At 61.8% G+C, this 19862-nt stretch carries 23 protein-coding genes; 10 read left to right on the top strand and 13 right to left on the bottom strand.

Features of this window, described 5'->3' with window-relative positions; all coding sequences use genetic code 11:
• The 3 genes from QZ564_RS16075 to QZ564_RS16065 form a co-directional block, all read right to left on the bottom strand.
• A partial coding sequence (locus tag QZ564_RS16075) for a beta-ketoacyl synthase N-terminal-like domain-containing protein (protein ID WP_297112156.1) occupies positions 1-555 on the bottom strand: 555 nt, incomplete at its 3' end.
• Entirely contained in the window at positions 552-1208 is a 657-nt protein-coding gene (locus tag QZ564_RS16070) for a 3-oxoacid CoA-transferase subunit B (protein ID WP_297112154.1), read from the bottom strand. The genes QZ564_RS16075 and QZ564_RS16070, both read right to left, overlap by 4 nt.
• On the bottom strand, positions 1208-1921 hold the full coding sequence (locus QZ564_RS16065; RefSeq protein ID WP_297112152.1) for a CoA transferase subunit A: 714 nt from the start codon (positions 1919-1921) through the stop codon (positions 1208-1210). The genes QZ564_RS16070 and QZ564_RS16065 overlap by 1 nt, the downstream gene beginning before the upstream one ends.
• 79 nt (positions 1922-2000) lie before the next feature.
• Between QZ564_RS16065 and QZ564_RS16060 the strand changes: the two genes are divergently transcribed.
• A complete protein-coding gene (locus QZ564_RS16060) occupies positions 2001-2555 on the top strand; it encodes a PAS and helix-turn-helix domain-containing protein (protein ID WP_297112150.1) in 555 nt (184 codons plus the stop codon).
• 38 nt (positions 2556-2593) lie between these two features.
• Here QZ564_RS16060 and QZ564_RS16055 read toward each other — a convergent pair whose 3' ends face one another.
• From QZ564_RS16055 to QZ564_RS16020, 8 genes are all read right to left on the bottom strand, one after another.
• Positions 2594-3529 (bottom strand): branched-chain amino acid ABC transporter permease, encoded by a 936-nt coding sequence (locus tag QZ564_RS16055; RefSeq protein WP_297112162.1) that lies wholly within the window; start codon positions 3527-3529, stop codon positions 2594-2596.
• Positions 3530-3574: 45 nt separating this feature from the next.
• Positions 3575-4462, bottom strand: a complete 888-nt coding sequence (locus QZ564_RS16050; protein WP_297112148.1) for a branched-chain amino acid ABC transporter permease — start codon at positions 4460-4462, stop codon at positions 3575-3577.
• Positions 4463-4538: 76 nt separating this feature from the next.
• Positions 4539-5735, bottom strand: a complete 1197-nt coding sequence (locus tag QZ564_RS16045; RefSeq protein WP_297112146.1) for an ABC transporter substrate-binding protein — start codon at positions 5733-5735, stop codon at positions 4539-4541.
• Positions 5736-5776: 41 nt separating this feature from the next.
• Positions 5777-6508, bottom strand: coding sequence for an ABC transporter ATP-binding protein (locus QZ564_RS16040; protein WP_297112144.1), 732 nt, complete (start codon positions 6506-6508; stop codon positions 5777-5779).
• Positions 6501-7259, bottom strand: a complete 759-nt coding sequence (locus QZ564_RS16035; RefSeq protein WP_297112142.1) for an ABC transporter ATP-binding protein — start codon at positions 7257-7259, stop codon at positions 6501-6503. The genes QZ564_RS16040 and QZ564_RS16035 overlap by 8 nt, the downstream gene beginning before the upstream one ends.
• Positions 7256-8038 (bottom strand): 3-hydroxybutyrate dehydrogenase, encoded by a 783-nt coding sequence (locus QZ564_RS16030; protein WP_297112161.1) that lies wholly within the window; start codon positions 8036-8038, stop codon positions 7256-7258. Before QZ564_RS16030 ends, QZ564_RS16035 begins: the two co-directional genes overlap by 4 nt.
• A gap of 416 nt (positions 8039-8454) precedes the next feature.
• Complete coding sequence (locus QZ564_RS16025) at positions 8455-9852, bottom strand: sigma 54-interacting transcriptional regulator (RefSeq protein WP_297112160.1); 1398 nt, start codon at positions 9850-9852, stop codon at positions 8455-8457.
• A gap of 5 nt (positions 9853-9857) precedes the next feature.
• A complete protein-coding gene (locus tag QZ564_RS16020) occupies positions 9858-10415 on the bottom strand; it encodes a PAS and helix-turn-helix domain-containing protein (protein ID WP_297112140.1) in 558 nt (185 codons plus the stop codon).
• Between the two features lie 215 nt (positions 10416-10630).
• On the opposite strand from QZ564_RS16020, the gene QZ564_RS16015 reads away from it, so the two are divergent.
• The 6 genes from QZ564_RS16015 to QZ564_RS15990 all read left to right on the top strand — a co-directional run bounded on the left by QZ564_RS16015 (position 10631) and on the right by QZ564_RS15990 (position 16386).
• Positions 10631-11821 carry a substrate-binding domain-containing protein gene (locus QZ564_RS16015; RefSeq protein WP_297112139.1) on the top strand — a complete coding sequence of 397 codons (1191 nt, stop codon included), beginning with the start codon at positions 10631-10633 and terminating at the stop codon, positions 11819-11821.
• 80 nt (positions 11822-11901) lie between these two features.
• Entirely contained in the window at positions 11902-12672 is a 771-nt protein-coding gene (locus QZ564_RS16010; protein WP_297112137.1) for an ABC transporter ATP-binding protein, read from the top strand.
• The gene (locus QZ564_RS16005) at positions 12672-13385 is read left to right on the top strand and encodes an ABC transporter ATP-binding protein (RefSeq protein WP_297112135.1); all 714 of its coding nucleotides are present in this window, start codon (positions 12672-12674) and stop codon (positions 13383-13385) included. The genes QZ564_RS16010 and QZ564_RS16005 overlap by 1 nt, the downstream gene beginning before the upstream one ends.
• Positions 13386-13395: 10 nt before the next feature.
• Positions 13396-14415 carry a branched-chain amino acid ABC transporter permease gene (locus QZ564_RS16000; RefSeq protein ID WP_297112133.1) on the top strand — a complete coding sequence of 340 codons (1020 nt, stop codon included), beginning with the start codon at positions 13396-13398 and terminating at the stop codon, positions 14413-14415.
• A 7-nt stretch (positions 14416-14422) separates the two neighbouring features.
• Positions 14423-15550, top strand: a complete 1128-nt coding sequence (locus tag QZ564_RS15995) for a branched-chain amino acid ABC transporter permease (protein WP_363312356.1) — start codon at positions 14423-14425, stop codon at positions 15548-15550.
• On the top strand, positions 15547-16386 hold the full coding sequence (locus QZ564_RS15990) for an alpha/beta hydrolase (RefSeq protein WP_297112131.1): 840 nt from the start codon (positions 15547-15549) through the stop codon (positions 16384-16386). The genes QZ564_RS15995 and QZ564_RS15990 overlap by 4 nt, the downstream gene beginning before the upstream one ends.
• Before the next feature lie 132 nt (positions 16387-16518).
• On the opposite strand, the gene QZ564_RS15985 is transcribed toward QZ564_RS15990, so the two are convergent.
• The gene (locus QZ564_RS15985; RefSeq protein ID WP_297112129.1) at positions 16519-17271 is read right to left on the bottom strand and encodes a PRC-barrel domain-containing protein; all 753 of its coding nucleotides are present in this window, start codon (positions 17269-17271) and stop codon (positions 16519-16521) included.
• Between the two features lie 215 nt (positions 17272-17486).
• Here QZ564_RS15985 and QZ564_RS15980 point away from each other — a divergent pair, with 215 nt between their 5' ends.
• Positions 17487-18149 carry a hypothetical protein gene (locus QZ564_RS15980; protein ID WP_297112126.1) on the top strand — a complete coding sequence of 221 codons (663 nt, stop codon included), beginning with the start codon at positions 17487-17489 and terminating at the stop codon, positions 18147-18149.
• A gap of 78 nt (positions 18150-18227) precedes the next feature.
• A complete protein-coding gene (locus QZ564_RS15975; RefSeq protein ID WP_297112124.1) occupies positions 18228-18842 on the top strand; it encodes a PRC-barrel domain-containing protein in 615 nt (204 codons plus the stop codon).
• Positions 18843-18875: 33 nt separating this feature from the next.
• Here QZ564_RS15975 and QZ564_RS15970 read toward each other — a convergent pair whose 3' ends face one another.
• A complete protein-coding gene (locus QZ564_RS15970; RefSeq protein WP_297112122.1) occupies positions 18876-19502 on the bottom strand; it encodes a cytochrome c in 627 nt (208 codons plus the stop codon).
• Between QZ564_RS15970 and QZ564_RS15965 the strand changes: the two genes are divergently transcribed.
• On the top strand, positions 19486-19862 hold a 377-nt coding region (locus tag QZ564_RS15965; protein ID WP_297112120.1), incomplete at its 3' end, for a PQQ-dependent sugar dehydrogenase. The genes QZ564_RS15970 and QZ564_RS15965 overlap by 17 nt on opposite strands.

The raw sequence follows: 19862 nt of genomic DNA, 5'->3' as shown, positions 1-19862 counted from the left end.
TGCCTTTTGCTGACTCGCAAGGGCAAATGCATCCTGTTGGTCGCGGGCAATGCCAAATTGCCTGGCCACGTTCTCAGCGGTGATGCCCATATGATAGCCGCCAAAGGCATCAAGCAGCCCGTCTGACATCATGGTGTCGACCAGGCTCACATTGCCCATCTTGGTCCCGGCGCGCAGAACCTGGCAATGCGGCGAGAGAGACATCGATTCTTGCCCACCAGCCACAATGACATCGGCATCGCCGCTCATGATCTGCTGCATGCCCAAAGCCACGGCACGCAGGCCCGAACCGCAGACCTGATTGATGCCGAAGGCTGTAGCCGATTTGGGAACGCCCGCCTTGATGGCGGCCTGGCGTGCCGGGTTTTGGCCGGCACCCGCGGTCAGCACCTGACCGAGGATGACTTCGTTGACGTCCTCCGGCGAAACACCGGCCCGCTGCAAGGCGGCCGTGATCGCGACGGCGCCCAGGTCATGGGCGGGAACGGAGCCCAGGGGGCCGAGGAAGCTGCCGACCGGGGTGCGGGCCGCGCCGACAATGACGATATTGCTCATGCAGCCTGCTCCTCGAGGGCTACGGTGAAGCGGGCCTCGGTCTTGGCGGTGATCTCATCCACACCCACGCCATCCGCCAGCTCGATCAGCCGCATGTCGGTGTCGCCGCGCCGTGCGATGGAAAAGACGCCGAGATCGGTGATGACCAGATCGGCCACACGTTTGCCGGTGAGGGGCAAGGTGCATTCCCGCAAGAGCTTGGCTTGGCCCTTGGCTTCATGTTCCATGACCACCACCACGCGCTTGACCCCGGCGACCAGATCCATGGCCCCACCCATGCCCTTGACCATCTTGCCCGGGATCATCCAGTTGGCGAGATCGCCGCTCTCCGAGACCTGCATGGCCCCCAGAATGGAGAGGTCGATATGGCCGCCCCGGATCATGCCGAAACTGTCGGCGCTGGAAAAGAAGCTGGTCTCGGGCAGTGCCGTGATGGTCTGCTTGCCGGCATTGATGAGGTCGGCGTCTTCCTCACCCGCATAAGGAAAGGGTCCCATGCCGAGCATGCCGTTTTCGGACTGCAGGCGCACATCCATTCCGTCGGGAATGTAGTTGGCCACAAGTGTCGGAATGCCGATGCCGAGATTAACGTAGAAGCCGTCTTCGAGTTCACGGGCGGCGCGCGCCGCCATCTGGTCGCGGGTCCAGGCCATTACGCCACCTCCTCATTGCGTTGCCGCACAGTGCGTTGCTCAATGTGCTTTTGCGGGTTGGGGACGTGCACCAGCCGGTCAACGAAAATGCCTGGCGTATGAATCTGATCGGGGTCGAGGCTCCCGGTCTCGACCAGTTCTTCCACCTCGGCGATGGTCACCTTGCCGGCCGTGGCCATCATCGGATTGAAATTCCGCGCCGTCATCCGGTAGACGAGATTGCCCTCGTGATCGCCCCTCCAAGCGTGGACGATGGAAACGTCTGCCACCAGCCCGGTTTCCATCACATAATCGTCCTCGCCGAAGCGCCTGACTTCCTTGCCCTCGGCAATCAGTGTGCCGACACCAGTCTTGGTGAAGAAGGCTGGAATGCCCGCGCCACCGGCGCGAATACGCTCAGCCAGCGTGCCCTGGGGATTGAATTCGAGCTCGAGTTCGCCGGATAGATATTGTTCTGCAAAGAGCTTGTTCTCGCCCACATAGGACGAAATCATCTTCTTGATTTGCCGGGTAGCCAGCAGGCGCCCCAAGCCGATGCCATCGACCCCGGCATTGTTCGAGATCACGGTCAGTCCCTTGGCGCCAGAGGCCTCAATGCCTTCGATCAGTGCCTCGGGAATGCCGCAGAGACCGAAGCCCCCGGACATGATGGTCATGCCATCGGCCAAGACATCGGCCAGGGCTTCGGCCGCGCTCGAGCGAAGCTTTCGCATGGTTTTCTCCTCCCTTGATGGGTCGTTTTGGTGACGCTAGGGCTTGTCCGACAAGCAGCGTTAGTCGTATTTCTACTGCATGCAGACAGGGCTCAAATTCTCGCTTGCCGACATTCCGGTCCCGATGGTTTTCGCGGCCCACCGCATCATCCGTGACTGCAACGCGGAATTTGCCGCCCTGTTCGGCTATGGGCGAGAAGAGCTGATAGATGCCAGCTTTTCCCGGCTTTATCCGGCTGTTGCAGATTTTGTTCGCACCGGGAACATGTGGCGCCATCACCTTCCCGGCGGCGCCGTCTACTATGACGAGCGCATCATGGCAGGGGCAGGTGGCAGGCGGTTCTGGTGCCGGGTTAATGGCCGGTCGCAGGATCGCGGCGATCCGTTTGCAGGGGCGCTTTACTGCTTCGAGCCAATGAGCCGCCCCGTGACCGAAACCACGCTCAAACTTACCGGCCGTCAACGCCAGATTCTGACGCTGGTCGCACAGGGCAAGACCAATGCCGACATAGCCCACGAGCTCGGCCTGTCGCGGCGCACGGTGGAAGCGCATCGGCTGCGTCTGGCGCGATCGGTCGGCGTTGCCAATTCGGCCGAGCTGGTCGCGTGGTTCTCGGCCCAGCCCACGACCTAGAATGAGACTGGCTGGCAACGACACGCCCAGGTCCCCGCCTAGAGCGGTTTCTTGATCCAGCGTGAGATCACGCCAATGATGCCTTCGCGGAACAACAACACGCTGATGACGAAAATCGTGCCTTGCAGGATCGTCACCCAGGCGCCGAAGCTGGCAAAGTAGTTCTGCATGGTGACGATGACGGCGGCGCCGACAAAGGGGCCGAAGATCGTACCCATGCCGCCCAGCAGGGTCATCAGCACCACCTCGCCCGACATGGTCCAATAGACATCGGTCAGGGAGGCGAGCTGGAACACCAGCGCCTTGGTCGATCCGGCCAGCCCGGCCAGGGTCGCCGACATGACGAAGACGGCCAGCTTGTAGCGATTGACCTTGTATCCGAGCGAAATCGAGCGAGGTTCATTGTCGCGAATGGCCTTGAGGACCTGTCCGAACGGCGAATGGATAATGCGGTAGATCGCAAGGAGCCCGCCGAACACGATGGCAAGGACGACGAAATAGAGTGTCATGTCATTGGCGAGAGGAATGAAGCCGAAGAGGTTGCCGCGTGGCACCGCCTGGATACCGTCTTCGCCCCCGGTAAAGGGTGCCTGTAGCGCGAAGAAGAAGATCATCTGGGCAAAAGCCAGGGTCACCATGGCGAAGTAGATGCCCTGGCGGCGGATGGCCAGCGCGCCGATGACGAGGCCCAGGAATGCGGCCGCGACCGTACCGAGCAGGATGGCGACTTCCGGCGTTAGCCCCCAGACCTTGGCGGCATGGGCGGTGACATAGCTGGCCGAGCCGAAGAAGGCGGCGTGGCCAAAGGAGAGAAGCCCACCAAAGCCCAGCAGCAGGTTGAGGGCTGAGGCAAAGAGTGCAAAGCACAGGATCTTCATGATGAAGACCGGGTAGAGCATGAAGGGCGCAATCAGCAGCAGGACCAAGAGGCCCGCGAAGATCACGATGTGGTGGCGCGGCGTGCCGATGGGCATGGCATCAGCGGCGCTGGAGTAGTTGGTTTCGGTGGTGGCGCTCATTTATGCGGTCCTTCCGAAGAGGCCGGCCGGCTTGACCAGCAGTACGATGGCCATGATGACGAAGATCGCGACGGACGAGGCTTCGGGATAGAAGACCTTGGTGAGGCCTTCGACGATGCCGAGGCCGAAACCGGTAAGGATGGCGCCAAGGATCGAGCCCATGCCACCGATGACGACGACCGCGAACACCACGATGATGAGGTCGGCGCCCATATTGGGATTGACCGAATAGATCGGGGCGGCGAGCACCCCGGCAAAAGCGGCTAAAGCGACGCCAAATCCGTAGGTTAGCGTGATCATGCGCGGCACGTTGATGCCGAAGGCGCCGACCAGGGTCGGGTTTTCGGTGGCGGCGCGCAGATAGGCGCCCAGGCGCGTGCGCTCGATGGCGAACCAGGTACCGAAGCAGACGATGAGAGAGGCGATCACGACCCAGCCGCGATAATTGGGCAGGAACATGAAGCCCAGATTAGTGCCGCCTGAAAGCTGGGGCGGAATGGAATAGGGCAGTCCCGACACGCCGAACTGGTTCCGGAACAGCCCCTGGATGATCAGCGCGAGGCCGAAGGTCAGCAGCAGGCCATAAAGATGGTCGAGATGGTAAAGCCTTGAAATCATTAATCGTTCGATGGCGACGCCGGTGGCGCCGACCACCAGTGGCACGATGAGAAGGGCGCCCCAATAGGGGATGCCGAGCCAGGTCAGGCCCATCCAGGCGACGAAGGCGCCCATCATATATTGGGCCCCGTGGCTGAAATTGATGATGTTGAGCAGGCCGAAAATGACCGCCAGGCCGAGGCTGAGCAGGGCGTAGAAGGAGCCGTTGATCAGCCCCAGAAGGAGCTGGCCGAACAGGGCTTGGGGGGGAATTCCCAGGAGCTCGAACATGATCTGTCTTTCGCCAACCGGATGAGGGAGGTGTCCTGGCCCCGGGCCAGGACACCCAAAATGAACGGATTATGAACTACTCAACGAGGGCGCAGCCGCCGTCTTCGAGCGGACGGAAAGCGACCTCGGCCGGAATGGTGGCGAGGAGCTTGTAATAGTCCCAATCACCGCTGGATTCGGCCGGCGACTTCACCTGGAACAGATACATGTCATGGATGTGCCGGCCGTCGGCACGCAGCTCGCCCTCGCCGAACACCTGATCCTGTGACGGATTGGACTTCATCCAGTCCATGACCGCTTCGGTGTCCTTGCTGTCCGTGGCGTCCACACCCTTGAGATAATGGGTGACGGCCGAATAGACGCCGGCATGCACCATGGTGGGCTTGGAGCCACCCATTTCAGCCGAGAAGCGTTCGGACCAGGCACGGGTATCGTCGTTGAGATCCCAGTAGAAGGCCTCGGTCAGCACGAGACCCTGAGCGGTTTCAAGACCGAGCGCGTGCACATCGGTGATGAAGATCAGCAGCCCGGCCAGGGCCTGGCCGGCCTGGGTGATGCCGAATTCGGCGGCCTGCTTGATCGAGTTGACAGTGTCGCCACCGGCATTGGCGAGACCGATCACGTCAGCACCCGAGGCCTGGGCCTGCAGGAGGAAGGACGAGAAATCGGTGCCGGGGAAGGGATGCCGGACCGAACCGACGACAGTGCCGCCGGAAGCCTCGACGACCTTCGTGGTGTTTTCCTCAAGCGAATGGCCAAAGGCGTAGTCGGCGGTGAGGAAGTACCAGTTCTTGTAGCCGTTATCGACCATGGCCTTGCCCGTGCCATTGGCCAAAGCGTAGGTGTCATAGGTCCAGTGGGCCGTGCCCGGAGCGCACTGCGCGCCGGTGAGATCGGTCGATGCGGCGCCGGAATTGAGGAAGATCTTGCCTTTTTCGCGGGTGATCTCGTTGACGGCCAGCGCCGCCGATGAGGTCGGCACGTCCACGATCACGTCGACGCCTTCCTCGTCATACCACTGCCGGGCAATGGTCGAGGCCACATCAGGCTTGTTCTGGTGGTCAGCCGAGATGACTTCGACATTGATGCCCTTGGCGGCGGCCTCGAAATCCTCGATGGCCATGCGGGCCGCAACGACCGAGCCTTCGCCGGAAAGATCGGCATAAATGCCGGAGCGGTCATTGAGCACGCCCAGCTTGATGTCGACGGCCATGGCGGAACCCGCCATCAGCATGGCGGCAAGGCCTGCCAGGGTTGCAGTCTTGAAGTTCATGGTTCTCTCCTCCTAAGCGGTCCTCTCCCGGACCGGTTTCCTCACACGCCCAGATAGGCGTGCAGCTTGCCCAGATTGGTCTGGATCTCGGTATTGGGGATCATGTCGATGACTCGGCCCTGCTCGACCACGTAGTGGCGATCGGCGACCGAGGCGGCGAAATGAAAATTCTGTTCGACCAAGACGATCGTGAAGCCCTGTTGCTTGAGCGTGGCCAGCGTGCGGCCAATCTGCTGCACGATGACCGGGGCCAAGCCCTCGGTGGGTTCGTCCAGAAGCAGGAATTTGGCGCCGGTGCGCAGGATGCGGGCAATGGCCAGCATCTGCTGTTCACCGCCCGACAGCTTGGTGCCCTGGCTGGTGAGGCGCTCGCGCAGGTTCGGGAACATGGTCAGCACGTCTTCACGGCTGAGCCCACCCGGCTTTATCACTGGCGGCAACATCAGGTTCTCGTCCACCGAGAGGGATGAGAAGATGCCGCGTTCCTCGGGGCAGAAGGCAATGCCGGCCTTGGCGATGGCGCGGGCGGGCAGGTTGATGAGCTCGCGGCCCTCGAACTGCACCGAACCGGTGCGCTTGGCGATGAGGCCCATGATGGCGCGCAGGGTCGTGGTCTTGCCCGCGCCATTGCGGCCCAAGAGGGTCACCACCTCGCCCGGCGCGACATCGAAATTGATGCCATGCAGGATATGGCTTTCGTCATACCAGGCCTGAAGGTCGCGGACCGCCAGGGCGGCGGTGGCGAATTCAGTCTTGCGGGCGGCTTCAGCCATGACCGGCTCCGATATAGGCCTCAATGACACGCGGGTCCTTGGAGACGGTTTCATAAGGGCCTTCGGCCAGCACCTCGCCACGGGCCAGCACGGTGATCTTGTCCGAGAGGTCGGCGACGACTGAAAGATTGTGCTCGACCATCAGAATGGTGCGCTTGGCCGAGATGCGGCGGATCAGCGCCGAGATACGGGAGACATCTTCCTGCGCCATGCCGGCCATGGGTTCGTCGAGCAGCAGCATTTCCGGTTCGAGGGCGAGGGTGGTGGCGATTTCGAGCGCCCGCTTGCGGCCATAGCTCAATTCGCCCGCCATCTCGCCGATGAACTCGGTCAGCCCGACCTCTTCGACGCGTTCGCGCGCCTCGGCGTCATAATCGTTGAGTACCTTCTGGTTGCGCCAGAAGTCGAAGCTGTCGCCGCGACGACGCTGCAGCGCGATGCGGACATTTTCGAGCACGCTCATGCGCGGAAACACCGCCGAAATTTGGAAGGAGCGAACCACGCCCAGCCGGGCAATGGCAGCGGGCGCAAGGCGGGTAATGTCGCGGCCGTTGAAGTGAATGGTCCCGGCACTGGGCTGCAGGAATTTTGTGAGCAGGTTGAAGCAGGTGGTCTTGCCCGCGCCGTTGGGGCCGATCAGCGCATGGATGGTGCCGCGCTCGACATCAAGATCGACACTGTTGACGGCGGTGAAGCCGGAGAAATGCTTGGTCAACTGCCGGGCAGACAGGATGATATCGGGTGAACTCATTTGGCGGTCCAACCCCCATCGATGGAAATGGTGGCACCGGTGATCGAGCGCGCCCAATCCGAGCAGAGATAGGCGGCCATTTCGGCGATCTCTTCGGGCTGCACGAATTGCTTGGTCGGTTGCGGTGCAAGGATGACCTGCCGGATCACCTGCTCCTCGGAGAGCCCGTGCACCTTGGCCTGGTCAGCGACTTGCCTGGCCACCAGAGGGGTCCAGACATAGCCCGGGCAGATGGCATTGACGGTGACGCCCTTCTCGGCCGCTTCCAGCGCCACAGTCTTGGTGAGGCCCACTACGGCATGCTTGGTGGCCACATAAGCCGATTTGTAGGGGGACGCGCGCAGACCGTGCGCCGAGGCGATGTTGATGATGCGACCCCAGCCGCGTTCGGTCATGCCCGGCAGGGTGGTGCGGATGGCGTGAAAGGCACTGTCGAGGCTGACCGCGACGATGCGCTGCCAGTCTTCATCCGCAAAGGTTTCGACCGGTGCCACCTTCTGCACGCCAGCATTGTTGACCAGCACGTCGACGCGGCCGAAGCGGGTGATGACGCTTTCGGCGAGCCCACGACTGGTTTCGGCGTTGGAAAGGTCCGCCGGAAAATAGGCGATCTCGCCCGATCCGAGGCCGTCCAGTTCCGCGACCAGACCCGACCAGGTGTCGGTGGGCTCAAAGCTGTTGAGCGCCACGTCGTAGTTCATCTGAGCAAATTTATGCGCGATCGCGAGCCCAATGCCGCTCGTCGATCCCGTCACCAGCGCAACGCGCTCTGACACGATCCCTTGCCTCCACCCTGTCGGCCTTTTGGCCTGTCGTTGTTGGGGTGATTATTGCAGGAAGCATGCCAGTGCTGGTTTTGCTGGGATTCTGGTGGTGCGTGGCCTTTGAGGGCTAGTTTGGGTGTCTGAATTCCCGGACAGTGTTCAGGTCTATGTCCGGGTTTTCGGACATCTAGTTCACCGTCCATGTGACATGGAAAGTTCGGAGGGTGCTGCACCCCCACCCTTGGTCCCTCCCCACAAGGGGGAGGGAGACGATGAACATCGATGCTGCGGTCCTGCGCCTCCCTCCCCTTGATGGGGAGGGATTGAGGGTGGGGTGGGCAACGTACTCAGAAGTCGGGCCGGTTGATGGGGAGGGATTGAGGGTGGGGTGGGCAACGTACTCAGAAGTCGGGCCGGGCGACGGAGCCGCCCTAATCCAGGCTATGCCGCTTGAGCTTTTCGTAGAATTGCGAACGGGAGACGCCGAGCCGCTGGGCGGCGGCGGTTCTGGAGCCGTCTTCGGCGGTGAGGGCGTCTATGAGGGCGGAGCGCTCGGCAGCGGCAAGGCGCTCGGAGAGATTGTTGGTGATGGGCGGGGCATCGACCCTCTCCAGAGCGGCGGGAGGCAGGGCCTTGGTGATCAGCCCTAGGTCGATGACTTCGCTTGGCGCCATGGCGGCGGCGCGCTCCAGCACATTGCGCAATTCGCGCACATTGCCGGGCCAGGAATAGCGGGTGAGCTGGTCTATGGCTTCGGGCGTGATCAGCCAGCCGCGCTGGTCACGGGGGCGCGGAATTGTCTCCAGAAGCGCCTCGGCGATGAGGCCGATATCATCGAGCCGCTCGCGCAGGGGGGGCACGTGAATGGCCAGAACGGCGATGCGGTAATAGAGGTCGGCCCGGAAGCTCTTGTCCTCGATCTTTTGTTCGAGCGGCTGGGAGGTGGCGGCGATGATGCGGACATCGACCTTCTTGACCGTGTTGGAGCCCAGAGGCTCGAACTCGCCCTCCTGCAGCGCCCGCAACAGTTTGGCCTGCAACGCCGCCGGCATATCGCCGATCTCGTCCAGGAACAGCGTGCCGCCATGGGCCAGCTCGAACTTGCCCTTGCGGGGCTTGCGGTCTGCGCCGGTGAAGGCGCCAGGGGCGACACCGAAGAACTCGGCTTCCAGCAACGGCTCGGGAATGGCGGCGACATTGACAGCCACGAAAGGCTCGTCGGCGCGGTCGGACTGTTGGTGGATGGCGTGGGCGAGCAGTTCCTTGCCCGTCCCGGTCTCGCCCAGGATGAGCGCGGCGCCATCGCGCAGGGCATAGCGGCGGACCATGGTCTTGAGTTCGCGCACCGCCTCGGAGGCGCCGACAAAGCTGGACAGCGAATATTTGGTCTGGCGTTCGCGATTGAGCGCGGCCTGGGCGCGGGAAAGCTGGCGCTGCATAGTCTCGAATTTTTCGAGGATGGGGGCCAGGTAGTCGATCTCCTCGTAGAAGACAAAGCCAACCGCGCCCTGGATTTCACCTTCCTCATTGCGCAGCGGCAGGCGACAGACGACGAATTGCTTGTCGTCAAAGGCCATGATGTCGATCAGGATCGGCCGGCCGGTCTCGACCACACGGCGCAAGAGCGAATGGGGGATGGTGTTCTCGACCGGCTGGCCGATCAGGTCCACATCGCCGGGAATGCCGAGGAGCTCACGATAGCGGTCATCGATCCAGGTGATGCGGGCCTGGGCATCCACGGTTATCGCGCCCTTGAAGCTGTCGCCAAGGGAATCAAAAGCGTTGAGGACCGTAGCGACGGATTTGGGCAGGGCGCGCTGGTGAGGCATGCTGGTCAACTGGGCATCGTGCTGAGATGCGAGAGCAGCTCGGCGACGTTATGGGCGTTATATTTCTTGAGCAGACGGGCACGATAGCTTTCCACCGTGCGCGGAGAAATGTCGAGGGTCCGGGCGATTTCCTTGGAGGTTCGCCCTTCGCCCAGATGCATGACGATCTGCCGCTCGCGGCCGGACAGGTTGAGCACATTGCGCGTCTCGGAGAGATCGGCAAAGCTCCAGACGGCGCGGCGCAGGGGATCGTCATCGGGCGTCAGCGAATGCCCGCGCACCCTGCACCAGAACAGCGAGCCGTTCTTGCGCGCCATGATGCGCTCGTCCGAATAGCGATTGGTGCGCTTGAGCGGTTCGACGCCGACATCGCGGATGCGCTCGAACTCCTCCAGGGACGGATAGAGGATGGCGAAGGATTGATTGACCAGTTCATCGACCGTGTAGCCGAACATGCCGGCAAAGGCCGGATTGCAGCCCTTGATGACACGGCTCTCGGTCACCACAAGCCCGATCGGCGCGTTCTCGAAGGCCAGCTCACTGATGTCTTGGGGCTCGGTCATGTGGTGTGTTTCTACGGTATTGTTCGTCCGTGAAGGGCACGCGGATAATAGCCAGCAATTCGCCCCGCGCCAGTCAGAGCCAAAACAAGCCAGCGGGGACGAACTGGAGGAGAAGGCCGCGGCATCACTGATCTGCCGCAGAATTCTTCTAGAGATTGCATAGGTTTGGTTCCGGCGCGAGGCGCTGGAAACCGGCCATTGAGGGAGGAAAAAAGATGAAATCAATTCTGGCCGCTCTGGCCCTGTCGACGGCCCTGTCCGGCGCCGCCTTTGCCCAGGATGCGGCACGCATCGCGCTGCTGCACGGGCTTTCCGGTTCGCCGCTGGAAGCCTATTCCAAGCAGACCCATACCGGCTTTGAAATGGGGCTCGAATACGCCACCGGCGGCACCATGCAGGTCAAGGGCAAGCCGATCGAGCTCATCATCAAGGATACCCAGTTCAAGCCCGACATCGCCCGGGCCCTGCTGGCCGAGGCTTATGGCGACGATGATGCGCTGATCGCGGTGGGCGATACGTCATCGGGCGTGGCCCTTTCCATGCTGCCGGTCGCCGAGGAATATGAGCGCATCCTTCTGGTCGAGCCGGCCGTGGCCGATGGCCTTACCGGGCCGGATTCGAACCGCTATGTGTTTAAGACCTCGCGCAATTCGTCCATGGACATGCAGGCCCAGGCGCTGGCGCTGAATCCCGACGAGAACCTTTATGTCGCCACCCTGGCGCAGGATTATGCCTTCGGGCGCGACGGGGTTGCCGCATTCAAGAGTGCACTAGAAGGCACCGGCGCCAATCTGGTCGCCGAAGAATATGTGCCGCAGCAGACGACGGATTTCACCGCCACCATCGAGCGGCTGTTCAATGCGCTCAAGGACCAGCCGGGCCGCAAGGTCATCATGATCTATGTCGCCGGCATCGATGCGCTGACGCCCCTGGCCTCGGCCGATCCGGGGCGGTTCGAGATCGAGCTCTCGACGGGTGGCAATATCCTGCCGGCGCTGGCCGCCTACAAGCAGGTGCCGGGCATGGAAGGGGCGATCTACTACTATTACGACGCGCCCGATAACGAGGTGAACGACTGGCTGGTCGAGGAGCATATGGCGCGCTTCGGCACCCCGCCCGATTTCTTCACCGCCGGCGGCATGGCCTCGGCCATGGCCATCGTCAAGGCGCTCGAAACCGCGCCCGATTGGGAAACCGAGACGCTGATCGAAACCATGGAAGGCATGAGCTTCGAGACGCCCAAGGGCACCATGACCTTCCGGCCCGAGGACCATCAGGCGCTCCAGGCCATGTATCACTTCAAGATCAAGGTCGAGGATGGCGTGGACTGGGCCATTCCCGAACTGGTGCGCGTCATCGAGCCCGATGAGATGGATATCCCCCTCGGCCGCAACAATCAGGAATAGACTGCGCCAAGCGCAGCCTTGACGACGCGCCCGGCGGGGTCCCTCCTCCTCGCCGGACGTGTCCATCACATGGGGATCTTGTGAGTAACTCTGCCTCCATCCGCACCGATAACCTGACCATCCGCTTTGGCGGGCACGCCGCGGTCAACAATGTCACCTGCGCCTTTTGTCCGGGCGAGTTGACGGTGATTGTCGGGCCCAATGGCGCGGGCAAGACGACCTGGTTCAACCTCGTCTCCGGACAATTGCGGCCGAGCGAGGGGCGGATTTTTCTGGGTGAGCGGGACATCACGGCGCTCTCCCCATCCCAGCGCGCCAGGGCTGGCATCGGCCGGGCCTTCCAGCTCACCAATCTCTTTCCCAAGCTCAGTGTTTTCGAAAATGTGCGGCTGGCGGTGCAGGGGCGGGCGCGGCAGGGGCATCGCATGTTCGTGCGGACCCGGGCGTTAACCGGCCTTGCCGACAAGGCCATGCACTATCTCGAAGAGACCAATCTGGTCCCTGTCGCCGACCTGCCGGCCTCGGCATTGCCGCATGGCGACCAGCGTAAGCTGGAGGTAGCCATGCTCCTGGCCATGGAACCGGACATCTTCATGTTCGACGAACCCACTGCCGGCATGTCGGTCGATGAGGCGCCGGTGATCCTCGACCTGATCGCCCGGATCAAGCAGGACACGTCGCGGACCATATTGCTGGTCGAGCACAAGATGGATGTGGTGCGCGCCCTGGCCGATCGGATCGTGGTTCTCCACAATGGCGAGCTGATCGCCGATGGGGCGCCAGGCGACGTCATGGCCATGGAACTCGTGCGCGACATCTATCTCGGCACCGGTACCGAGGAGGTGGCGTGATGGCCCCCATCCTCAGGTTGGACGATGTCCACACCGATATTGCCCAATACCAGATCCTGCATGGGATGAGCCTGGAGGTGCCCGAGGGTGGCGTGCATGTCATTCTTGGACGCAATGGCGCCGGCAAGACGACAACCTTGCGCACCATCATGGGCCTGTGGAAGCCGCGCCAGGGCGCGATCCGTTTCCGCGACCTGGACATCACCAAACTGCAGACCCCCGACATTGCCCGGCTCGGCATCGCCTTTGTGCCGGAGAATATGGGCATATTCGGCGGGCTGACGATCGAGGAAAACATGCGGCTCGCCTCTGACGATGGCAGCTTCGACACTGAACGGCTGGCCCGCATTCATGCCATTTTCCCAGCCATAAAACAGTTCTGGCAAAAGCCGGCGCACGCGCTTTCGGGCGGGCAGAAGCAGATGCTGGCAATTTCCCGCGCCATCATCGAAAAGCGCGATCTCATTCTGATCGACGAGCCGACCAAGGGGCTGGCGCCCTCGATCATCCGCAACATGATCGCCGCCTTCCGCGAGATCGCGGAAGAGACAACCATCCTGCTGGTCGAGCAGAATTTTCACTTCGCCAAGGCGCTGGGTCAGACCGTGGCCGTCATTGATGATGGGCGGATCGTCCATCGCGGCACCATGGCCGACCTGGCCGGCGACGCGGCATTGCAGGGCCGGTTCCTGAGTCTGTCGGTAGAGGCCTAGCGAGGACAAGATGACCGAAACAACCGCCTCCCTTCCGACCCGGATCAAGGCCGATATCGAGCGCTTCGGCGGTGTGCTGTGGCTGCCCGTGGTGCTCGCTGTCGTGGCGCTGATCCTGATAGGTCAGCCCTCCACCTGGGCGACCCTGACCATAGCCGGGCTCGCCATGGGCATGATGATCTTCCTGATGGCCTCGGGCCTCTCGCTGATCTTCGGCCTGATGGATGTGCTCAATTTTGGCCATTCCGCCTTTGTCACCGCCGGTGCCTTCATCGGTGCGACCGTGTTGGCCTGGCTCGGCTTTTGGGTGACCGGGGGCAATCCCGCCCTCAATCTCACCGGCCTCCTGCTCGCCATCGCGGCAGCCACCATTTTCGGAGCGCTGGCCGGCTGGTTCTTCGAACGGGTGGTGATCCGGCCCGTCTATCAGGACCATCTGCGGCAAATCCTGATCACGGTGGGCGCGCTGATCGTCGCCGAGGAACTGGTGCTGCTGGTCTGGGGCGGCGCCCCGATTCCGGTGCCGCGGCCGCAGGTCCTGACCGGTTCGATCATCTTTGCCGGCGTCTCGGTCGAAATCTACCGCATCTTTGCTTTCCTGTTGGGCCTGCTGGTCTATGTGGCGATGTACCTGCTGCTCAACCGTACACGGCTCGGCCTGTTGATCCGGGCCGGAGTGGAGAACCGGGAAATGGTGGAGGCGCTGGGCTTCCGGGTCGACCGGTTGTTCATTCTGGTTTTCATGGCGGGCTCGGCGCTGGCCGCCATGGGTGGCGCCATGTGGGCGGGTTATCAGGGCCTGATCACTGCCGCGCTCGGCTCGGAAATGATGATCCTGGTCTTCATCGTCGTCATCATTGGCGGTCTTGGTTCGATCCAGGGCTCGCTGCTCGGTGCCATCCTTGTCGGGCTGATGGCGAATTATGTCGCCTTCCTGGTACCCAAGATGGCCCTAGCGTCAAACATGCTGCTGATGATGGCGATCCTGCTCTGGCGCCCCTACGGGCTGCTGCCGGCGGTGAAACGGTGAGGCCGGAATGACCATGTCCCAATCCAATTCCGCGCTTGCCAGCAAATCCGGCCGTGACCGCGTCAACGCGTCCGGCTGGTCCGGGCGGGCACTGGTCTATGCTGCGGTCGGCATCATTGCCCTGGCGCTGGCGCTCGCGCCATTTCTCTTCCCCGATATCCGCAGCCAGGAAGTGGCAGCGCGCATCTGCGTCTTCATCGTGCTGGTGGCCAGCTACGACCTGTTGATCGGCTATACCGGCATCGTCTCGTTTGCCCACACCATGTTCTTCGGCATGGGTGCCTATGGTACCGCCATTGCACTCAAGGCCATGGGCCCCGGTTTTGAGGCGATCCTGCTCGGCGGTGGCGCGGGCATTGTGGCGGCGCTGGTGCTGGCCCTGCTGATCGGCCTGCTCTCGCTCAGGGTCAAGGCGATCTTCTTTGCCATGGTGACCCTTTCGGCCGCCTCGGTCATGATGGTGCTGGCCAGCCAGCTCTCAGATTTCACGGGCGGCGAGGACGGGATCACCTATTCCATCCCCAGGCTCTTTTCACCGGCGACCGAACTGCTGACCGATGCAGAGGGCAGGGCGATGCGCCTTTTCGGCGTGCCGCTCAATGGCAAGATCGCGCTCTACTATTTCGTCTTCGTGTCGGCGCTGCTGCTGTTCCTGGCGATGATGCGCATCGTCGCCTCTCCGCTCGGCTCGGTGCTCCAGGCCATCCGCGAAAACGAGCTGCGCGCCGAAGCCATCGGCTATCGCGTGGTCTTTTATCGCACGACCATCTTCTGCATTGCCGCGGGCATCGCCGCTACCGCGGGTATATTGCGCGCGGTCTGGCTCAAATATACCGGGCCGGATGTGGTGCTCTCCTTCGACATCATGATCGATATCCTGCTTATGGTGGTGATCGGGGGCATGGGCACCATGCTGGGTGCCGTGATTGGTGTGGTGCTGATGACGCTCGCCCAATATTACCTCAAGGACCTGATGGCGCTGGGCGCCGAGGCGACGGCCAATCTGCCGCTCGTGCCCGATCTGCTCAATCCCGAGCGCTGGTTGCTGTGGCTGGGGCTGGGCTTCATCCTGCTGGTTTATTTCTTCCCCTCGGGCATTGTCGGTACCCTGCTGGGCAAGGGAGGCCGGAAATGACGGCCTCCCGGTCCACTTATGTGAACGCCGCCGGCTTCGAAATGCATGTAACCGAGTGGGGTGAACGCACTAGGCCGGCCCTGGTCATGTGGCATGGCCTCGCGCGCACCGGGCGCGACTTTGACGAAGCGGCGCGTGCCCTTTCCGGGGACTTCTTCGTGCTGTGTCCCGACACACTGGGCCGTGGGCTATCGGCCTGGGCGCGGCGCGGTGCCGCCGACTATACCTTCGACACCTATGGTGCCATGACCGCTGCCATGCTCGACCATTTCGGTATCGGCCGGCTGGCCTGGGTCGGCACCTCTATGGGCGGGCTCTTGGGGATCACGCTTGCCGCCGGACTGCTGCGCGATCGGATCACCCATCTTGTCGTCAACGATGTCGGTCCGGACATCCCCCAGGACAGTGCGCGGCGGATCGCCGATTATGTGGGCAATCCGCCAGTGTTCGACACCGTGGCCGACTATGAAACCTGGCTGCGGCGCACCTACGCGCCCTTCGGCGACAACACGGAAGCCTTCTGGCGACGCATGGTCGACACCTCGATGCGCCGTACCGACAAAGGGCAGGTGACCGTGCATTATGATCCGGCCATTGTTTCGACCATGGCCGAGAACAAGGCCGATCTCGATGTCTGGGATGCCTATGATGCGGTTGTCGCCCGGACCCTGCTGATCCGGGGCGAGCATTCCGATGTATTGCCACCGACCGTGGCGAGCGCCATGCGCATGCGCGGCCCCTGCCCAAGGCTCGTGACCATTCCCAATTGCGGCCACGCGCCTACATTGGCTGACAACGCACAGATCGACCTGCTGAGGAGTTTCCTGCTCGACTGAACAAAGGGCGCTGAGGCGTCCTGAGAGGTCTTGGTGGCCTTCAGGAGGCTCCAACGTCGTTCGTCCCGGCTCGTATTGAGTTCAAACGAAATGACGCGCGGGCCGAAGCCCGCGCGACGATAAAAGTGCTGACTATTCGATCCGATTGGTCAGCCTGTCATAATCGAAAGACTCGATCTGCTCGGCATCGGCGGAGTCCAGCGGCAACCGATAGCGGCGGTCATAGGGGTTCCACGTGGCGCCCGCCCCGTAGCCATAGGGATAGGCATAGTAACCCGGGGTGCCATAATAACCGGCGGCATCCACCACCAGCGCGGCAACCTGGCCATCCTCTACAATCAGGTCGTTGACATAGCCATAGGGCACAGCATCCGACAGGTAGGCATAGTCACCGATCAACTCGCTGGCACGGAAGACAGTGGGACCAGGATCGAGGTCATCATCAACGGCCTGTAGCACATCTGCATCCCAAGCGAAGTAGTCCTCCTCGCTGAACCAGCCGCGATCCCCAAACATGGAATAATCACCGGCGGTTTCTTCGGTAATCGGGATATTCACCCGGCGCTCATTGGCCATGATTTCCAGTTCATCCCATGGCACGCTGACATGGGTGTCGCCAATGTCCCAAAAGCCGCCAACCTGCGCGATAATGGCAAGCGCCTCGCCGCTGTCGGAGAAAATCACATTCTCGACCGTGCCAATATTCTCGCCGTTCGGGCCGTAGACGTCGGCATTGTTCAACAATTGGTCGACACTCATCCCCGTCGCATAGAGGGGGTCGGCGGACCACCCCTGCAGGATGTCGACCGATTGATTGTCCTGAGCCAGAGCCGAAGTGGGCAGCGCCACGGCAGCAAGACAGAGTGCTGATCGCATGAATGTCATGGTTCCTCTCCTCTGAGATTGCGTGTCGAGAGGCAATGACTGGCAGTCTACGTCGTTCCTAGCCAAACGCGGACGTAACCCAGGTTGGTCCTGGGGAACCTGCCGGCAGACTTAACTCAGGTTTGCCTGCCCTCCCTTCGCCTTGGATAGCGCAACCATCACTGGGGAGCCCTATTGGACTCGGACAAGCCAACACGAAATGGAGGATCAACCTCATGAAGACGCCGTTCATATCTGCCTTGGCCCTTGCGACAGCTTTTTCCGCTCTTCAGTTGTCCGTGCCGTCCCTGGCCCAGGACGCGAGCCCCGCTGACACTGCGGAACAATCGGCGATGGAAACCGACGCGCAGGACCAGAGCCAAACCTGGCAAAACCCTGACCGGATTGTCGACATTCAAGCGGACGATGCACGCATTCGCGCCTTTTCCGTGCTGATAGGCCAGTCCGTCTATGATGAAATGCTCACGGCCCGAGAGGCCGACCGGGCCGACCAGAGTGCCAGCGAAGAGATGAGCGATGAGGGCGATCCTTCGGATGGCAGCCAAGCATCAGGCTCAGAAACCCCGGAGGAAACTTCGTCACAGTCCGGCGATTCACAGGACCAGATGACCGGTTCGGCCAATGCGGTGTCGGAGGGTCTGGACGTGCAGGTCATCAATGTCTCCACGCTTCTCACACCGGCTGACGTTCTGGCGCTCGAACTGCTGGCGGAGCAGAACCAGCAGGAGCTGCTCCCGCTGCAATCGGTTCTTGATCTGGACGAGCAAACGCGTTCCGCGCTCGAAGAGGAAGGCATGGTGCCGGCCGACGTCGTGGGCATTCAGCGCACGCAAGATACGCTCGACATCTTCGTAATCCCTGACTGGCTCAACGATTAGGGCGCGTCTGCCACGCATCGCCGGCCAGGCGCGTATCCAATTCGTTATGCCTGGCCGGGTCCAACACGGGAGGAAATGATGTCCTCGCTGAAACCGGCATCCGTTGCTCTTGCCACCACCATCTTGTTTGCCGCCGCCACCCCATTGTGGGCCCAGCCCCTGCGCTATGAGATTTGTACGACCGGCTTTAGTGCCTATGGCATTCTCCAGGGGTTGCCGGTGTACGATCGGCCCGGAGACGAAATCGGCCGCACCCGGGACTTGCTCATCGATCGGGACGGGACCGTGCTTCACCTGGAAATCAACCGGGGTGGCGTGCCCCCGGACGCCCATTATTTTTCCTGGGCCGATGTGGAAATTGGCGAGACCTGGGTGCGCGCCCTCGGCGAGGGCAGCGCTCAGCCACAAGAACAGGATCTCCCTTTGGTCTCGTCGGCCGAGTTGATCGGCAGCCTCGTGCGGACGAGCGCAGAACAGGGACTGGCGCCATTTGGTGTCGTCGATGATCTCCTTATCGACATAAACACCATCGAGGCAGTGATTATCCGGCCCAATCTGGGTCTGGGCCTTGCAGACAAATATGCGGTGTCCTTCGATTATGTCGCTTTGCGCGACCCGGACCTCGTCCAGCCAGGGTTCGACCTGCTTTTCGATGACGATGAAGTCAGGGACATTGGCGCATTCCAGTGTTGATCCGGACAGGCAGGGTCGCGCGCATTGGCAATGTCATCGCAGTTGGTTTTGCGCGCGGAACGCTTCGACGTCTTCGACCGTCACGGGGTCGAACGCATTGCCGAAATGGGTACGCAGATAGGTTGCCACCGCGGCTATTTCCGCATTGCTGAATTGCTCGCCATAGGCCGGCATCCGATTGCCGCCATTGATGATCTGATCGAGCATCACATCGAGATCGGCAAGATCGGGATTGTCTGCCAGCGCCACGCCAATCGTGCCCTGTCCCTGTGCGCCATGGCAGGTCACGCAACGGTTGGACTGGTAGATTTGTTCGCCGTCGACCGCGTCTTGACCATAGACTACCCCATGCAGGGGAACCAGAAGGACACCGGCAAGCGCGGCCAGGAAACTTGTCCGAAGTTTTCGGCCGCGGATTCTCTGGCTGGCATTGGACATATCTAAACTCCCTGCAACATCCATGGGATTGCCCGCTGGGGCACGCCGAACTCCAATCGCGTCCAGGCTGCCTTTGTTCCCCGCTTCACCGCGATTAACCCAGGCTAATCCGGGAACAGGACCCGTTGCCTCCCATTGGTCTTTGAGCGTCGTTGCGGAACCCATGCTGGGCAAGGCGCGGCAATTCAGGCCAAGGGAGACAGACATGCAGACGAAATTCATTTCAGCGCTGCTGGCATGCAGCGCTTTGGCAAGCCCGGTGATCGCCCAGGATTTTCCAGAGCCCGATTGGAGATCAGGCGTCGAGGTTGCCCAGCCTGGTGATGAACGCACTCTGCCTGGTGATCCCCAGATTGCCCTCGAAATGGTGGCAGAGGGCTTTGTCGATCCGATCAACGTCGCCTTTGCTCCCAACGACGCAGACCATATTTTCGTGGTCGAACGCCACGGCGTGGTCCGCCTTGTCGAGAACGGCGAGATACGGGAAGAACCCTTTCTCGACATTGAGGATCAGGTGCTCTCGGCCTTTCTCGAGGCCGGGCTCTATGATGTGGAGTTTCACCCCGACTTTGCCGAAAACGG

It is taken from the genome of uncultured Devosia sp., from assembly GCF_913055165.1.
GTDB lineage: Bacteria > Pseudomonadota > Alphaproteobacteria > Rhizobiales > Devosiaceae > Devosia.
The sequence above is the reverse complement of the archived record's forward strand: the minus strand, read 5'-3'. Positions and strand labels throughout refer to the sequence as shown.

Bases quoted from the DNA above. Each gene is read 5' to 3' on its own strand.
- QZ564_RS16060 (WP_297112150.1), top strand. From the start codon at position 2,001: ATGCAGACAGGGCTCAAATTCTCGCTTGCCGACATTCCGGTCCCGATG.
- QZ564_RS16050 (WP_297112148.1), bottom strand. From the start codon at position 4,462: ATGTTCGAGCTCCTGGGAATTCCCCCCCAAGCCCTGTTCGGCCAGCTC.
- QZ564_RS16000 (WP_297112133.1), top strand. From the start codon at position 13,396: ATGACCGAAACAACCGCCTCCCTTCCGACCCGGATCAAGGCCGATATC.
- QZ564_RS15995 (WP_363312356.1), top strand. From the start codon at position 14,423: ATGACCATGTCCCAATCCAATTCCGCGCTTGCCAGCAAATCCGGCCGT.
- QZ564_RS15975 (WP_297112124.1), top strand. From the start codon at position 18,228: ATGTCCTCGCTGAAACCGGCATCCGTTGCTCTTGCCACCACCATCTTG.
- QZ564_RS16005 (WP_297112135.1), top strand. From the start codon at position 12,672: ATGGCCCCCATCCTCAGGTTGGACGATGTCCACACCGATATTGCCCAA.
- QZ564_RS16055 (WP_297112162.1), bottom strand. From the start codon at position 3,529: ATGCCCATCGGCACGCCGCGCCACCACATCGTGATCTTCGCGGGCCTC.
- QZ564_RS16045 (WP_297112146.1), bottom strand. From the start codon at position 5,735: ATGAACTTCAAGACTGCAACCCTGGCAGGCCTTGCCGCCATGCTGATG.
- QZ564_RS15985 (WP_297112129.1), bottom strand. From the start codon at position 17,271: ATGACATTCATGCGATCAGCACTCTGTCTTGCTGCCGTGGCGCTGCCC.
- QZ564_RS16025 (WP_297112160.1), bottom strand. From the start codon at position 9,852: ATGCCTCACCAGCGCGCCCTGCCCAAATCCGTCGCTACGGTCCTCAAC.
- QZ564_RS16020 (WP_297112140.1), bottom strand. From the start codon at position 10,415: ATGACCGAGCCCCAAGACATCAGTGAGCTGGCCTTCGAGAACGCGCCG.
- QZ564_RS16040 (WP_297112144.1), bottom strand. From the start codon at position 6,508: ATGGCTGAAGCCGCCCGCAAGACTGAATTCGCCACCGCCGCCCTGGCG.
- QZ564_RS16070 (WP_297112154.1), bottom strand. From the start codon at position 1,208: ATGGCCTGGACCCGCGACCAGATGGCGGCGCGCGCCGCCCGTGAACTC.
- QZ564_RS15990 (WP_297112131.1), top strand. From the start codon at position 15,547: ATGACGGCCTCCCGGTCCACTTATGTGAACGCCGCCGGCTTCGAAATG.
- QZ564_RS16065 (WP_297112152.1), bottom strand. From the start codon at position 1,921: ATGCGAAAGCTTCGCTCGAGCGCGGCCGAAGCCCTGGCCGATGTCTTG.
- QZ564_RS15980 (WP_297112126.1), top strand. From the start codon at position 17,487: ATGAAGACGCCGTTCATATCTGCCTTGGCCCTTGCGACAGCTTTTTCC.
- QZ564_RS16015 (WP_297112139.1), top strand. From the start codon at position 10,631: ATGAAATCAATTCTGGCCGCTCTGGCCCTGTCGACGGCCCTGTCCGGC.
- QZ564_RS16035 (WP_297112142.1), bottom strand. From the start codon at position 7,259: ATGAGTTCACCCGATATCATCCTGTCTGCCCGGCAGTTGACCAAGCAT.
- QZ564_RS15970 (WP_297112122.1), bottom strand. From the start codon at position 19,502: ATGAATTTCGTCTGCATGTCTGTCTCCCTTGGCCTGAATTGCCGCGCC.